General features: G+C 73.7%; 11 protein-coding genes and 1 tRNA gene. 5 read left to right on the top strand and 7 right to left on the bottom strand.

Features of this window, described 5'->3' with window-relative positions:
• Positions 1–115 precede the first annotated feature (115 nt).
• The 3 genes from G9H72_RS04090 (at position 116) to G9H72_RS04080 (ending at position 5,296) form a co-directional block, all read left to right on the top strand.
• A complete protein-coding gene (locus G9H72_RS04090) occupies positions 116–1,738 on the top strand; it encodes an amidase family protein (protein WP_166167936.1) in 1,623 nt (540 codons plus the stop codon).
• A 366-nt stretch (positions 1,739–2,104) separates the two neighbouring features.
• Entirely contained in the window at positions 2,105–3,772 is a 1,668-nt protein-coding gene (locus G9H72_RS04085; RefSeq protein ID WP_166167933.1) for a serine/threonine-protein kinase, read from the top strand.
• Positions 3,773–3,832: 60 nt separating this feature from the next.
• Entirely contained in the window at positions 3,833–5,296 is a 1,464-nt protein-coding gene (locus G9H72_RS04080; RefSeq protein ID WP_166167930.1) for an MFS transporter, read from the top strand.
• 100 nt (positions 5,297–5,396) lie between these two features.
• Here G9H72_RS04080 and G9H72_RS04075 read toward each other — a convergent pair whose 3' ends face one another.
• From G9H72_RS04075 to G9H72_RS20895, 4 genes are all read right to left on the bottom strand, one after another.
• Complete coding sequence (locus G9H72_RS04075) at positions 5,397–7,055, bottom strand: catalase (RefSeq protein WP_166167927.1); 1,659 nt, start codon at positions 7,053–7,055, stop codon at positions 5,397–5,399.
• Complete coding sequence (locus tag G9H72_RS04070) at positions 7,052–7,513, bottom strand: Fur family transcriptional regulator (RefSeq protein ID WP_166167924.1); 462 nt, start codon at positions 7,511–7,513, stop codon at positions 7,052–7,054. The genes G9H72_RS04075 and G9H72_RS04070 overlap by 4 nt, the downstream gene beginning before the upstream one ends.
• A 145-nt stretch (positions 7,514–7,658) precedes the next feature.
• A complete protein-coding gene (locus tag G9H72_RS20900; protein WP_331271968.1) occupies positions 7,659–8,099 on the bottom strand; it encodes a SufE family protein in 441 nt (146 codons plus the stop codon).
• The gene (locus G9H72_RS20895; protein ID WP_196790775.1) at positions 8,096–8,977 is read right to left on the bottom strand and encodes a sulfurtransferase; all 882 of its coding nucleotides are present in this window, start codon (positions 8,975–8,977) and stop codon (positions 8,096–8,098) included. Before G9H72_RS20895 ends, G9H72_RS20900 begins: the two co-directional genes overlap by 4 nt.
• A 103-nt stretch (positions 8,978–9,080) precedes the next feature.
• Here G9H72_RS20895 and G9H72_RS04060 point away from each other — a divergent pair, with 103 nt between their 5' ends.
• The gene (locus G9H72_RS04060; protein ID WP_166167918.1) at positions 9,081–9,914 is read left to right on the top strand and encodes a serine hydrolase domain-containing protein; all 834 of its coding nucleotides are present in this window, start codon (positions 9,081–9,083) and stop codon (positions 9,912–9,914) included.
• A 22-nt stretch (positions 9,915–9,936) separates the two neighbouring features.
• Here the strand turns inward: G9H72_RS04060 and G9H72_RS04055 are convergent, their stop codons facing one another.
• The 3 genes from G9H72_RS04055 to G9H72_RS04045 all read right to left on the bottom strand — a co-directional run bounded on the left by G9H72_RS04055 (position 9,937) and on the right by G9H72_RS04045 (position 12,625).
• Positions 9,937–10,158: a hypothetical protein gene (locus G9H72_RS04055; RefSeq protein ID WP_166167915.1), complete on the bottom strand. Its 222-nt coding sequence runs from the start codon at positions 10,156–10,158 to the stop codon at positions 9,937–9,939.
• Between the two features lie 84 nt (positions 10,159–10,242).
• On the bottom strand, positions 10,243–11,781 hold the full coding sequence (locus tag G9H72_RS04050; protein WP_166167912.1) for an ATP-dependent DNA ligase: 1,539 nt from the start codon (positions 11,779–11,781) through the stop codon (positions 10,243–10,245).
• A gap of 199 nt (positions 11,782–11,980) precedes the next feature.
• Complete coding sequence (locus G9H72_RS04045) at positions 11,981–12,625, bottom strand: sigma-70 family RNA polymerase sigma factor (protein WP_166167909.1); 645 nt, start codon at positions 12,623–12,625, stop codon at positions 11,981–11,983.
• Positions 12,626–12,813: 188 nt separating this feature from the next.
• Between G9H72_RS04045 and G9H72_RS04040 the strand changes: the two genes are divergently transcribed.
• Positions 12,814–12,886: transfer RNA gene (locus G9H72_RS04040), tRNA-Trp, on the top strand.
• Positions 12,887–13,555: the final 669 nt, after the last annotated feature.

Below are 13,555 nucleotides of genomic sequence, written 5' to 3'. Positions count from 1 at the left end.
CGCCGGCGTTAACGCGGCGTAACGCTTATGTCACCAGATCGCCGCCCGCCGTGGTAGTGCGCCCGTTCGGTGATGGGGTTGCGCTCCCGACAACCCCCGACGAGGAGTGCAGCCCGTGTCCCTGCTGTCCCTTCCCCGGCGTCGACAGGTCGCGGCCCTGGGTGCCGCGTCCGTCCTCGTCAGCCTCGGCGTCGCCCTCGGGACGACGGGCGACTCCGCCGTCGCCGACTCGCACCCGACCACCACCCTCTTCGACATCGAGACGGTCACCGTCCCGGAGCTGCAGTCCCTGCTCCGGGCGAAGAAGATCGACGCCGTCGACCTTGCCGAGCTCTACATCGAGCGGATCGAGCAGATCAACTCCAAGGGCCCGGGCATCAACGCCGTCCAGGTGCTCAACCCGAACTGGAAGCGCGAGGCGAAGGACACCGACCAGCTGCGCAAGAAGGGCGTCGACCTGGGCCCGATGATGGGCGTCCCGGTGTTGATCAAGGACAACATCGACCTCATGGGCGTCCCCAACACGGCCGGGTCGTTGGCCCTAGCGGACAACTTCCCGCTCGACGACTCCCCGCTCGTCAAGCAGCTGCGCAAGGCCGGGGCCGTCATCCTCGGCAAGGCCAAGCTGAGCGAGTTCGCCAACTTCCTCACCTCGGGCATGCCGTCCGGCTACAGCTCGCTCGGCGGCCAGGTGCTCAACCCCTACGACACCAGCCAGACCCCGAGCGGCTCGAGCTCGGGGACCGGCGCGGGTATCGCGGCCGGGATGGCCCCGGTCGGGATCGGGACCGAGACGTCCGGCTCGATCCTCAGCCCGTCCAACGCGAACTCGCTCGCAGGGGTCAAGCCGACGCTGGGGCTGGTGAGCCGCACCGGCATCATCCCGATCTCCGGGGCGCAGGACACGGCCGGCCCCATGGGCCGGCACGTCGCGGACGTCGCGGCGCTCCTCACCGCGATGACCGGCGTCGACCCGGCCGACCCGGCGACGGCGTCCAGCGCGCCGCTCGTCGGCCACGACTTCACGGCGGACCTGTCGACGACGGCGTTGCAGGGGGCCCGTGTCGGCGTCCTGTCCAACGGGGCGCCGACCGGCGACTCCGGGGCGCTCTGGAACAACGCCCTCAGCACGCTGCAGGCGGAGGGGGCGACCCTCGTGCCGATCACCCTCTCCACGGCGGGCCCGGCCTCGTCGGTGCTGACCTACGACTTCAAGGCCGACCTCAACACCTACCTACAGACGCGCACCCAGCCGAACTACGTCATGAAGGACATCGGCGCGGTGGCCGACTACTACCGGGCGCACCCGCGGGAGACGCAGAAGTTCGGGGCCACCCAGCTGTTCGCGTCCGAGGCCGTCGACCTGGCCGGTGCCAAGGCACGGCGCGACGCGGACCGGGCCGCAGACCTGGCGGCCAGCAAGGACCGCATCGACGCGGTGATGGCCGCCAACGACCTCGACACGATCGTCTTCCAGTCCAGCTCGTCGGCCGGGATCGGCGCCCGGGCCGGCTACCCGACCGTCATCGTGCCCGCCGGCTACCAGGCGTCCACCCGCCGCCCGTTCGGCATCGGCTTCCTCGGCAAGGCCTACACGGAGCCGGAGCTGCTCGGCTTCGCCTACGACTACGAGCAGGCCTCCGCGCTCTGGGCGCCGCCGTCGGCGGTCAACCCGGCGGCCTTCCGCTGTGTCGGCGTCGAGGCCAAGGCTGCGCCGGCGTACAACTGCGCGCCCTGACCCACGCCCGCCCGCAGAAGAGCGGATCCAGCGGGGTGGCACGTCCGGGAGTTCTCGGGCGTGCCACCCCGTTTTCCGGGGGATCCTGCGGAAGTTTCAGATGTGCTACCGGTTGGCAACGCATCGTTACGATCCTGAGATACCAGGACCCTTGTCCCTGCCCTGCCGCTCGGCTTGTATTGCCGAGGCGGGCGCAACGAAGCGCCCGCCCCCCATACTTGCGCCGAGACCCCCAGGGTCGGCGCCTTCTCCGCCCGCCGGCTGTGCCGCTCCGCCCGCCGGCCGGGCCGCTCCGCCCACCAGACGCGCCCCGACGCGCCGGGCGCCCTTCCTCGGCCGACGCACCGGCGCGGATACGGTGCTCGGGTGGGAGAGCCCGTGCGTGCCGAGGAGCATCTCGGCCCGTACCGCCTGCTCGGGCGCGTCGGCGAAGGCGGCATGGGCGTCGTCCACCTCGCGCTCGACCCGGGCGGCCGGGCGGTCGCGGTCAAGGTGCTGCGCCCGCATCTGGTGGGTGACCCGGACGGGCGGCACCGGCTGCGGCGCGAGGCCGAGGCCCTGCAGCGCGTCGTCGGGCCGCACGTCGCCGAGGTCGTCGACGTGGACGTCGACGGGCCCACCCCCTACCTCGCCATGCGCTACGTGCAGGGCCGTTCCCTTCCCCAGCACGTCACCGCCCACGGCCCGCTGCGCGGCGAGGCACTGCGCGAGCTCGTCGTCGGGCTGGCCCGCGCGCTCGTGACGATCCACTCGGTGGGCGTCGTCCACCGCGACCTCAAGCCGGGCAACGTGCTGCTGGCCGACGGCTCCCCGGTGGTCGTCGACTTCGGCGTCGCGCTGCTGGCCGACGACATCCGGCTGACCTCGACCGGGCTGCTGCTCGGCACACCCGGCTACGTCGCCCCCGAGGTGCTCGGCGGGCTCCGGGCCACTCCCGCCTCGGACGTCTCCTCCTGGGGCGCGACCGTGGCCTACGCGGCGACCGGCCGCCCGCCGTACGGCAGCGGCCACCTCGAGGGCGTCCTGCACCGGGTGCTGGCGGGGTCCCTCGACCTGGAGGGCGTGCCGGGCTGGCTGCTGCCGCTCGTCCGGGCGGCGACCGACCTGGACCCCGCGCAACGCCCGACGGCGGTCGAGCTGCTGGAGGCCGCCGAGCAGGGCGGCCTGCGTTCCGAGCCGCCGCTGCGCCCCCTGCGGAGGCTGCGCCCCGCGGAGGACGACGACCCCGCCCCGACCGAGGCCATCCCCCCGCCCCGCCCGGCGCAGGCCTGGCCCGACGCCGCGACGCAGGCGTGGGGCGAGGCCGAGCCCATTCGCCCGGCCGCCGCGTACGTCCCCGAGGGCCCGGAGGGCTTCGAGAGCGCCCAGCCGCCGGGGTCGCCCGGGCAGCCAGCGGCCCTGCTGGGATCGGAGCCTGGCAGCGAGCCGGTGGCGGCGGACGTCCGCCCCCAGCCTGCGCTCGGCCTGCTGGCCGGCATCGCCTTCGTGGCGGCGGCCGTCGCGGCGCCGGTGCTGGTGGCCGCGGCCGGGGTCCTGCTCAGCGTGCTGTTCCGCTCGGTCGACGCTGCCGGGTGCGCACGGCGCCGCCGGCGAGAGGCGTACGGCCCGCGGCGCAGCGACGGGGTCGTGGCCGTCGCCAGCCTGCCGTGGCACCTGCTGCGCGGCGCCCTCGGCGCGCTGGCCGCGCTGCCGGTCTCGGTGCTGGCGGCCTCGCTCGCGGTGCTCGCCGCGCTCGCCCTCGGCGGCGTCCCCCTCGACGGGCTGGCCGGCGGGCTCACCGAGCCCGAGCGGCACCGCGACTCCGAGCAGGTGACGGACGCGGTCCTTGCGACCGGTGCGCTGCTCGCGCTCACCGCGACCGTCCTGGGGCCCGGTCGGCGGACCGTACGACGGGGCTTCGCGCGCACCGTGCAGGCCCTGCTGCCGGCCGCCCGGGCGCGGGTGCTCGCCGGGGCGTTGCTGGCTCTCGCGTGTGCCGTGCTCCTCGTCGCCGCACTGTCCGCCTCCCCGACGCTGTGGCCGTTTCGGCCCTGAGCCGGTGACGGGGGCAGCCCGCAGGGTGTGAAGCCGCGCCTGGCGGGTGAGCCTGGGACGGTGACCTCGGCGCCATCTCGTCCACCTACGCCCGATCCGTCCCAGCCTTCGGAGGAGGAGGACCCGCGCCGCTGGCGCGCCCTCGCGGTCTGCCTCGTCGCGGCCTTCATGACCCTGCTCGACGTCAGCATCGTCAACGTCGCGCTGCCGTCGATCGAGAGCGGCCTGGAGGCCACCGAGAGCGACCTGCAGTGGATCCTCTCCGGCTACGCCGTGGCATTCGGGCTGCTGCTGGTCCCGGCGGGGCGGCTGGGCGATGCGAAGGGGCGCCGGTCCCTGCTCGTGATCGGCATCGCGGCCTTCACCGCGGCCAGCGTCCTCTGCGGAGTGGCCACGAGCCCGACCTTCCTCGCGGTCGCCCGGCTGCTGCAGGGGGCGGCCGCCGGCCTGGTGATCCCGCAGAACGCCGGGGTCATCCAGCAGATGTTCCGCGGCAAGGAGCGCGGGCAGGCGTTCGGCCTGCTCGGAGCGGTCATCGGGCTGTCGACCGCGATCGGGCCGCTGGCCGGCGGCCTGCTCATCGAGGCCTTCGGCGAGGAGAACGGGTGGCGGTACGTCTTCCTCGTCAACCTGCCCATCGGCCTGGTGCTGCTGCCCTTCGCCTGGAAGCTGCTGCCCGGCCGGGTGCGGGCCAAGGGCAAGGACACCCTCGACCCCGTCGGGGTCGTCCTGCTCGGCGCGGCGGTCGTGCTCGTGCTCCTGCCACTGGTGGAGGAGCGCGAGTGGCAGAGCGCGGCGAAGTGGCTGCTGATCCCCCTGGCGCTTGCTGTGCTGGCACTGTTCGTCGCCTGGGAGCGCAGGTACGCCCGCAGCGGCCGGTCCCCGGTCATCGACCTCGCGCTGTTCCGGCGCCGGTCCTACACGCTGGGCAACGCGATCGGCACCGTCTATTTCGCCGGGTTCACCGGGATCTTCTTCGTCTACACACTGTTCCTGCAGCAGGGGAGGGGCTACTCCGCCCTCGAGGCCGGCCTCGCGCAGATCCCCTTCGCCATCGGGTCCGGCATCGCGAGCGCGGTCGGCGGGCGGCTCGTGCACCGGGCCGGGCGCCGCCTGGTGGTGCTCGGGCTGGCGCTGGTCGCGGTCGGCCTGGTCGCCTGCGACGTCCTCGTCACGCAGGTCGAGGGCACGGGCATCGGCTGGGCGCTCGCCCTTCCCCTGCTCGTCGCCGGCGCGGGCAGCGGCCTCGTCATCGCGCCCAACACCTCGATCGCGCTGTCGGAGGTGCCGCCGGCGCAGAGCGGCAGCGCCTCCGGCGTCCTGCAGACCGGCCAGCGGGTCGGGACCGCCCTCGGCATCGCAGTCGTCGGGGTCGCGTTCTTCGGCGCGCTGGAGGGCTCGCGCGGCCAGGACTGGGCGGGCGCGCTCGAGGACGGGTTCCGTATCTCGACCGGGTTCGTCGTGCTGGCGCTGCTGCTCGGGCTCGCCGACCTGGTCAGCGGCCGCCGGCGTACGCGGGCCTGACCGCTCCCGCTCGCTGCGACGGGGAGGGGGCGAACGACGACGGCCGCCGTCCCCGTCCTTGCGGATCGAGGCGGCGGCCGTCGGGCGTACGGCGGGAAGGTCAGCCGGCGACGACGACGTGCTCGTTGGGCACGCAGTGCGTCATGGTGAGGCCGGAGACGTCGCGCGGGGGGTTCTTGCCGAGGTTGGCGAGGCGCTCGCGGTCCTCGTCCGTCAGGTCCTGGGACTGCAGCGGCTCGAGGTGGCGGACGTCGTCGGCGGTGATGCCGAGGCCCTCACCGACGCGCTGGCCGAGCTCGTTCTCCACGAGGAAGAAGTGCCAGACCATGCGCTCCTGGATCGGCCGGTCGCACTGCTTGAGCGCGGTGACGAGGTTCAGGACCAGGTCGTCCTTCTCCCACTGCTCGGACAGCTGGTAGCGCTCGCCGGCCTGCTTGTAGTCGTTGGTCCGCGGGATGCGCTTGCGGGTCAGCCGGCCGGTGATGACCGGGCCCTGCTCGTCGTGGGTCGGGTACTGCGCCTCGCGCAGGCCGCCGGTGATCGAGGGCTCGTAGTTGACGTGCGGGTTGGTCCCGACGTGGTCGCGGCCGTAGGACATCTGGCCGCCCTGCTGGTTCGTGTTGACCTGGACCTTGGGCCGGTTGACCGGCAGCTGCAGGTAGTTCGGGCCGACGCGGTAGCGCTGGGTGTCCGAGTAGGAGAACGTCCGGCCGACCAGCATCTTGTCGTCGGAGAAGTCCAGGCCGTCGACGAGGACGCCGGTGCCGAACGCGATCTGCTCGTTCTCCGCGAAGAAGTCCGTGGGCATACGGTCGAGGACCATGCGGCCCACCGGGCGCAGCGGGAACTGCTCCTCGGGCCAGGTCTTCGTGTCGTCCAGCGGGTCGAAGTCGAGCTCGGGGTGGTCGTGGTCGTCCATCAGCTGGACGTTGAGCTCCCACTCCGGGTAGTCGCCGCGCTCGATCGAGTCGTAGAGGTCCTTGGTGTGGGCGCCGAGGGTCTGCGCCTGCACGGCCGACGCGTCGGCCGCGGTGTAGGACTTCACGCCCTGCTTCGGCAGCCAGTGGTACTTGACCAGCTTGGTCTCACCCTGCGCGTTGACCCACTTGTAGGTGTTCACGCCGAACCCCTGCATGTGGCGGTAGGTCGCCGGGGTCCCCCGCGGGCTGAAGACCAGCATCATCATGTGCAGGGCTTCGGGCGTCTGGCTGAAGAAGTCGAACGCGCGGTTCGCGACCGAGGCCTCGAAGGTGACCGGGTCCGGCTTCTGCGAGTGGATGAAGTCCGGGAACTTGATCGCGTCGCGGATGAAGAAGACGCCGAGGTTGTTGCCGACGAGGTCCCAGTTGCCCTCCTCGGTGTAGAACTTCACCGCGAAGCCGCGCGGGTCGCGCGCCATCTCGGAGGAGTCGCGGCCACCGGCCACCGTGGAGAAGCGCAGGGCGACGTCGGTGCGCTTGCCCTTCTCCTGGAAGAGCTTGGCGCGGGTGTACGTCGAGACGGGCTCGTCACCGACGGTGCCGTAGGCCTCGAAGTAGCCGTAGGCCGTCACGCCGCGGGCGTGCACGACGCGCTCGGGGATGCGCTCGCGGTCGAAGTGGCTGATCTTCTCGAGGAACTGGTAGTTCTCGAGGGTCGCCGGCCCACGGGCGCCAACGGTCCGCTGGTTCTGGTTGTCGTAGACCGGGTGGCCCTGGCGATTGGTGAGGATCGCCCGGTCGTCCCCGGCCTGGGAACCCTTGCTCGCGACGTCGGTCACGCGCTCTCCTCCATCTCGTCGTCGATTCTTGGCTTGCTCTGCTGTCGGGCCTGGCAGCCGGGGCACAGCCCCCACCACGTGACCTCGGCCTCGTCGAGCACGAAGCCGGCCGCGCTGGACGGGACGAGGCACGGGGCCTCGCCGACGGCGCAGTCGACGTCCTGCATGGCGCCGCAGGAGCGGCACACGATGTGGTGGTGGTTGTCGGCGACCCGCGCCTCGTAGCGCGCCGCCGAGCCCGCGGGCTCGATCCGGCGCAGCAGCCCCGCCGTGGTCAGCGCGGTGAGGACGTCGTACGCCCCCTGCACGCTGAGCGCGCCGAGCCGCTGCCGCGCGGCCCGCACGACCTCGTCGGCCGTGAGGTGCGCCCGCTCGGCCTCGAGCACGGCCAGGACCGCCACCCGAGGGGCGGTGGGCCGCAGCCCTGCGGACCGAAGCCGTGCCGCCGTCTCCTCCACGCCCCTAGCCTCTCGCGAGCAGCATGATCGAGTCAAGAACTTGAAGGGTTCAAGTTTGGCGCGCCGCGGCTGCGGCCGGGCGACGGGCTCCGCCCGGCCTGCAGCCGGCAGCGCCTCTCGACCGCCCGGCTCGACGTCGGGCCCGTCAGGCGGCAGCCCGCAGCTGTCCCTTCACCCGGGCGAGCATGGCCGCCATGCCCCGCAGCCGCAGCGGGCTGACCAGCTCGGCCAGCCCCAGCCGCAGGTAGAAGTCGTCCGGCACCGCGAGGACGGTCTCGGGAGCCTCGCCGTCCAGCCCGGCGTGCAGGATGCCGGCGAACCCCCGGGTGGTCGGCGCCTCCTTCGGCGCGTCGAAGAACAGGCGCACCCGCTTTCCCTGATCAGCAGATCCGTCGACCTCGACCTTGAGGAAGAGCGGCGACTGGCACTCGTGCACCTGCTCCATCGCCTCGTGCGCCGCGACGTAGCGCTCGGGCAGATGGGGCAGCTCGTTGCCCAGCTCGAGCAGCAGCTGCAGCCGGTCGCGCGCCGGGACCGCCGCGAAGTCGTCGACGACCTCCGCGAGCGCGGGGGGCAGCTCGCTCACGCGGACGCGCCCTTCTCGATCGGCACCCGGACGCTGTTGCCCCACTCGGTCCAGGACCCGTCGTAGTTGCGGACCTTGTCGTAGCCCAGCAGGTGGGTGAGCACGAACCAGGTGTGCGAGGAGCGCTCGCCGATACGGCAGTAGACGACGACGTCGTCCCCGGTGGAGAGCCCGGCCTCGCCCTCGTAGATCGCGCGCAGCTCGTCCACCGGCTTGAAGGTCGCGTCCTCCGCGGCCGCGCGTGCCCATGGCACGTTGCGCGCTCCCGGCACGTGCCCGCCGCGCATCGCGCCCTCCTGCGGGTAGTCCGGCATGTGCAGCAGCTCGCCGGAGAACTCGCCGGGGGAACGGACGTCGACCATCGGCTTGCCCAGGTGGGCCAGCACGTCCTCCTTGAAGGCGCGCACGGCGGCGTCGTCGCGCTCGACCACCGGGTAGTCGCCGCGCGGGCGCTCGGGGACGTCGGTCGTCAGCTCGCGACCCTCGGCGACCCACTTGGCCCGCCCGCCGTCGAGCAGGCGGACGTCCGCGTGGCCGAACAGGGTGAACACCCAGAGCGCGTACGCCGCCCACCAGTTGTTGCGGTCGCCGTAGAACACCACGGTCGTGTCCCGGGCGATGCCCTTGGCCGCCATGAGCTCGGCGAAGCGCGCGCCGTCGACGTAGTCCCGGCTCACCGGGTCGTTGAGCTCGGTGTGCCAGTCGACCTTCACCGCGCCGGGAACGTGCCCGGTGTCGTAGAGCAGCACGTCCTCGTCGGACTCGACGACGACCAGGCCGGGGTCGCCCAGGTGCTCGGCCAGCCAGGCCGTCGTCACCAGACGCTCCGGGTGGGCGTACTGGGCCAGCTTCGGGTCGGTGTCCTGGGGCAGGGTCATCCACGGCTCCTCGAGGTCCTCGCGTGCCGGCGTCGGCACGGCTCAGATCCTGCCAACGCTCCCGCCCCCGGCAGGCTTCCGGGTCGCCCCTAGGGTCGAGGCCGTGACGTCGAGCATCCAGCAGGCCCTGTCCGTCGCCGAGGGCTGGCCGGTGACGACCGTCGCGGCCGGGGTCGTGGCCCGGGACGGGACGGTGCTCGCGGCCACCGGCCCGCTGGACACCGAGTTCCGGCTGGCCTCGGTCACCAAGCTGCTCACGGCGTACGCGGTGCTGGTGGCGGTCGAGGAGGAGGCGCTCTCGCTCGAGGACCCGGCCGGGCCGCCCGGCGCCACCGTGCGGCACCTGCTCGCGCACGCCAGCGGGGTCTCTCCCGACTCGGCCGCCGTCACCGCCGCCGCCGTCGGCGCGCGCCGGGTCTACAGCAACGCCGGGTACGACCTGCTCGCCGCCGCCGTCGAGGCCGCGACGGGGATGGCCTTCGCCGCGTACCTGCAGGAGGGCGTCCTGGCCCCGCTCGGGATGGCGTCGACCGGGCTGCCGGGGTCGGCCGCCCGCGACGGCGTGTCCACCCTGGAGGACCTGCTGGCCTTCGCCCGCGAGCTGCAGGCGCCCCGGCTGCTGCACCCCGACACCTGGTCCGAGGCGACGTCCGTGCAGTTCCCCGGGCTGAGCGGCGTGGTGCCCGGCTACGGGCGGCAGGCCCCCAACGACTGGGGGCTCGGGCCGGAGCTGCGCGGCACGAAGGCGCCGCACTGGACGGCCGCCGCCGCCGGCCCGCGGACCTTCGGCCACTTCGGCCAGAGCGGCACCTTCCTCTGGGTGGGCCCGGAGGAAGGCGCCGCGTGCGTCTGCCTCACCGACCGCGCCTTCGGCGACTGGGCGGCGCAGGCCTGGCAGCCGTTCAACGACGGAGTGCTGGCCGCGCTGCGCGGCTGACCGGCCGAGCGGTGCGCGCGCGTCAGCTCTGGCTCGACCCGGTGACCTGGGCGAGCAGCTCGTGGCACCGCTGCGCCCGGCGGGCGTCCTCCTCGGCGCACTGGGCGAAGAACTCCCGGATCTCCGCGTGGTCGTGCGCGTCCTGCTGGTACTTGTCGTACGTCTGCGCGGCCTTGAGGGCGTGGTACTGGACGCTGACCAGGTCGTAGACGACGTCGTCGGCGGGCGTGTGCTCGGAGGCCATGGCGTTCCCTTCGGAGCCGGAGGAGCGGACGAGGCCGACCTTGCCCGGGAATGCGGCGTTCTCACCTGCCGGCGCGGTGCTTCCTCAGCCGCTCGCGGACTGGTGCAGCGCGCGCACCGCATCGACGGTGTCCGCGTCGGCCGCGGCCTTGTCGGGCCGGTGCCGGACGACCCGCGCGAAGCGCAGTGCCATGCCCGCGGGGTAGCGGCTGGAAGCCTGCACGCCGTCGAAGGCGATCTCGACGACGAGCTCCGGGCGGACGACGACACCCCAGGAGGGGTGCTCGACCGCGCGCTCGAGCAGGGCCGTGGTCTGCCACTGCAGCATCTGGTCGGTCAGCCCCTTGAAGGTCTTGCCGAGCATGACGAACCCGCCCGCCGGGTCACGGGCCCCGAGGTGCAGGTTGGAGAGCCAGCCCTTGCGCCGCCCCGACCCCCACTCCACCGCGAGGATCACGAGGTCCAGGGTGTGGACCGGCTTGACCTTGAGCCAGGCGGCGCCGCGCCGCCCCGCGTCGTACGGCGCCGCCAACGCCTTGACGACGACGCCCTCGTGCCCGCGCGCCAGCGACGCGGCGGCGAACTGCTCGGCGAGCGCAGCGTGCTCCGGCCCGTCGACCACGACCCGGCGCACGCGCATCGGCTCGGGCACCACGGCGGACAGCCGGGCGTGGCGCTCGGCGGTCGTCGCCGTCAGCAGGTCCTCGCCGTCGAGGTGCAGCACGTCGAAGAAGGCCGCCGAGAGGGGGGCGCGGGTGCGAGCCGTGGCGACGTCGACCCGGCTGCCGGTGCGCGACGCCGTCTCCTGGAAGGGGCGCGGCCGGCCGTCCGGGCGGAGGGCCAGTGCCTCCCCGTCCAGCACCAGCTCGCGCGCGGGCAGAGTGCGGACGGCCTCGACGATCTCCGGGAGCCGGGCCGTCACGTCGTCGAGCGTCCGGGTGAAGACCGCGACGTCCTCGCCGCGCCGGTGCACCTGCACCCGGATGCCGTCGAGCTTCTCCTCGACCGCGGCCGGGCCGGCCTTGGCCAGCGCCTCGGCCACGTCCGCGGCGCTGGAAGCCAGCATCGGGTGGACCGGTCGTCCGACCTCGAGCCGGAACCGGTCCAACGCTGACGGCCCCTCGGAGAGCAGCGCTGCGGCGACTGCGGGTGTGGAGCCGCGCAGCATCACTGCCCTGCGGACGGCCGTGAGTGGAGCGTGGGCGGCCTTGGCCAGCCCCTCGACCACCAGCGCGTCGAGTGCGCCCTGGCGCAGCTCTCCGAGGGCGAGGCCGCGGAGCAGCTGCTGCTCCGGCCCGGTCGCACGGGCGAACAGCGCCTCGACGAGCCGCCGGCGCTCGGCCTGGGCGCCGGCCCCGCTCACCTCGGCGATGCGCTCCCACTCGCGGTCGGCCTCCAGCACCTGCAGGGACGCGGCCGGAGCGGACGCCGGGAGCTCGCGCAGCGACGCCCAGCCGACGCCCGTGCGGCGCTGGGGGAGCTCGCCGGCGAGGTACGCGGCCACGACCGCGGCCTCGGCCGGGTCGGCGGCGGCCAGCGCCGCGGCGATGCACTCGACCTTGGCCAGGCGTGACCGGGTGGCCGCCAGGTCGGCGGAGGCGGCGGCGACGTCGGCGAGCAGCACGGGACGCATCCTGCCCGGGACCGCCGACGGAGCGGAGCCGGGCAGCAGCTCGGGCGCCGGCCGTGACGTCGACAGCCCGCCGCCGGCGGGGTGCCGGGGCGGGCTGTCGGGGCAGCTGTCGAGCCGGTGGCCCGGTGGCCAGGGCAACGAGGTGCCAACCGGGGGCGGGAGAGCGCTTTCCCGGCCGCGACGGGATCCCTCAGGCGGCGCCGAGCGCGGCGGGGCGCAGCCGCTCGACCGCCGCGAGGCTCCGCCGGGCGGCACCTGCGGCGGCGCCGGCCTGCGGGGCACGGTGCGCCAGCGCGACGCGCAGCAGCGCCCGGCCGCGGTGCAGGCGGCTGCGTACGGTGCCCAGCTTCACGCCGAGCGCGTCGGCCACCTGCTCGTACGCCATGCCCTCGAGGTCGCACAGCACCACGGCCGCGCGGTACGCCGGGGGCAGGCCCGCGATGGCGGCCCGCACGTCCACGTCCAGGTGTGCGGCCTGCCACGCCTCCTCCGAGGAGGGGGCGGCGGCAGAGGAGGCCACGAGCTCGTCGTTCTCGGTCGGCTCGATGAGGAGCCGCTTGCGCCGGCGCCAGCGGTCCCGGAAGAGGTTCATCGTGATCCGGGTGACCCAGCCGTCGAAGTTGCCCTCGGTGTAGGTGTGCAGGGAGCGGAAGATGCGCACGAAGACGTCGTGCGTGAGGTCCTCGGCGTCCGACGCGGTGCCGGTCAGTCGGTAGGCCAACCGGTAGACCCGCGGCTGCTGCTCCTGGACGATGCGCTCCCAGTCGGCTGGCCCGAGCAGCCCCGTACCGCTGGCCGCCTGCGCCGACACCGTGCCCGATCCCTCGCTCCTCATGGCCACGAGGAAACCCGCTCACCACGAAAGCAGCCCGAAAGGCAGCTGTGGGGTGGCTGCGCACCGGGCGGTGCGTGCCCTGCCGGGCGCGGGTGGGGCTTGTGGGGTGGGGCCGGGGGCAGTCGGCTCCGCGCGCGGCGCGCACACGGTATGGTGACGGCGCGCCGCGGGGATGCCCCGCGCCGCGGAGGGGCGTAGCTCAACTGGCAGAGCAGCGGTCTCCAAAACCGCAGGTTGCAGGTTCAAGTCCTGTCGCCCCTGCATCGGCCGGGATGGGCAGCTCAGCGCGCCCGTCCCGGCCCGTTCGCTCCGGGGCTTCCTCGAGGGGCTCCGTGTGAGCAGGGCCGCATGGGCGGCCTGCGTGAACGGGGCCTCGGGTGCCCGCGTCAGCCCGGTCGTGCACGTGGGGACGCCGGGCTGGGGACGTCGCTCAGTGGGCGCGGGACCGGACCGCTCAGGTCGGGCTGCCGAGGGCCGATGAACGGAAGCGGCACGCGGTGGGCAGCGCAGCGGGCACAGCTCGTGGCACCGGTCGTGGCACCGGTCGTGGCACCGGGTCTGCGCACGGGGCCGGGTTGACGGGCCGCGAGGAGGGCTGTAAGTTACCTCCTCGTGCCTCGGCGAAGGGGCACCTGATCCGGGCGTCACGACGACGCTTTCCGGGGCGGGTGGCCGGCCGAGGAACAGCCGAGGGGAAGCCTGCTAGGTTTCGACCGCACGGCATGCGGGAAAGCCGACCGACGAGGTCGGCCCCGCGCCTTGCGGAAGAAATGCTACAATTTCTTTCGCAAGGCGGCAAGGAATAGCCGACGTCGAGAGACAGAGGCGGCCGGCAGGGCCTGATAAGCTCTGGAGGCAGCAAGAACGGAGAGGCGAGGCCCGGGAGGGCGGAGCTGATCCGGTGGGAATGAGCCTCGTGCCCGGGGTGTT

The sequence above is a fragment of the Motilibacter aurantiacus genome, from assembly GCF_011250645.1.
Taxonomy (GTDB): Bacteria; Actinomycetota; Actinomycetes; order Motilibacterales; family Motilibacteraceae; genus Motilibacter_A; species Motilibacter_A aurantiacus.
The sequence above is the reverse complement of the archived record's forward strand: the minus strand, read 5'-3'. Positions and strand labels throughout refer to the sequence as shown.

Coding starts and splice junctions, on each gene's coding strand:
- G9H72_RS20895 (WP_196790775.1), bottom strand. CDS start 8,977: ATGACCCTGCCCCAGGACACCGACCCGAAGCTGGCCCAGTACGCCCAC.
- G9H72_RS04045 (WP_166167909.1), bottom strand. CDS start 12,625: ATGAGGAGCGAGGGATCGGGCACGGTGTCGGCGCAGGCGGCCAGCGGT.
- G9H72_RS04055 (WP_166167915.1), bottom strand. CDS start 10,158: ATGGCCTCCGAGCACACGCCCGCCGACGACGTCGTCTACGACCTGGTC.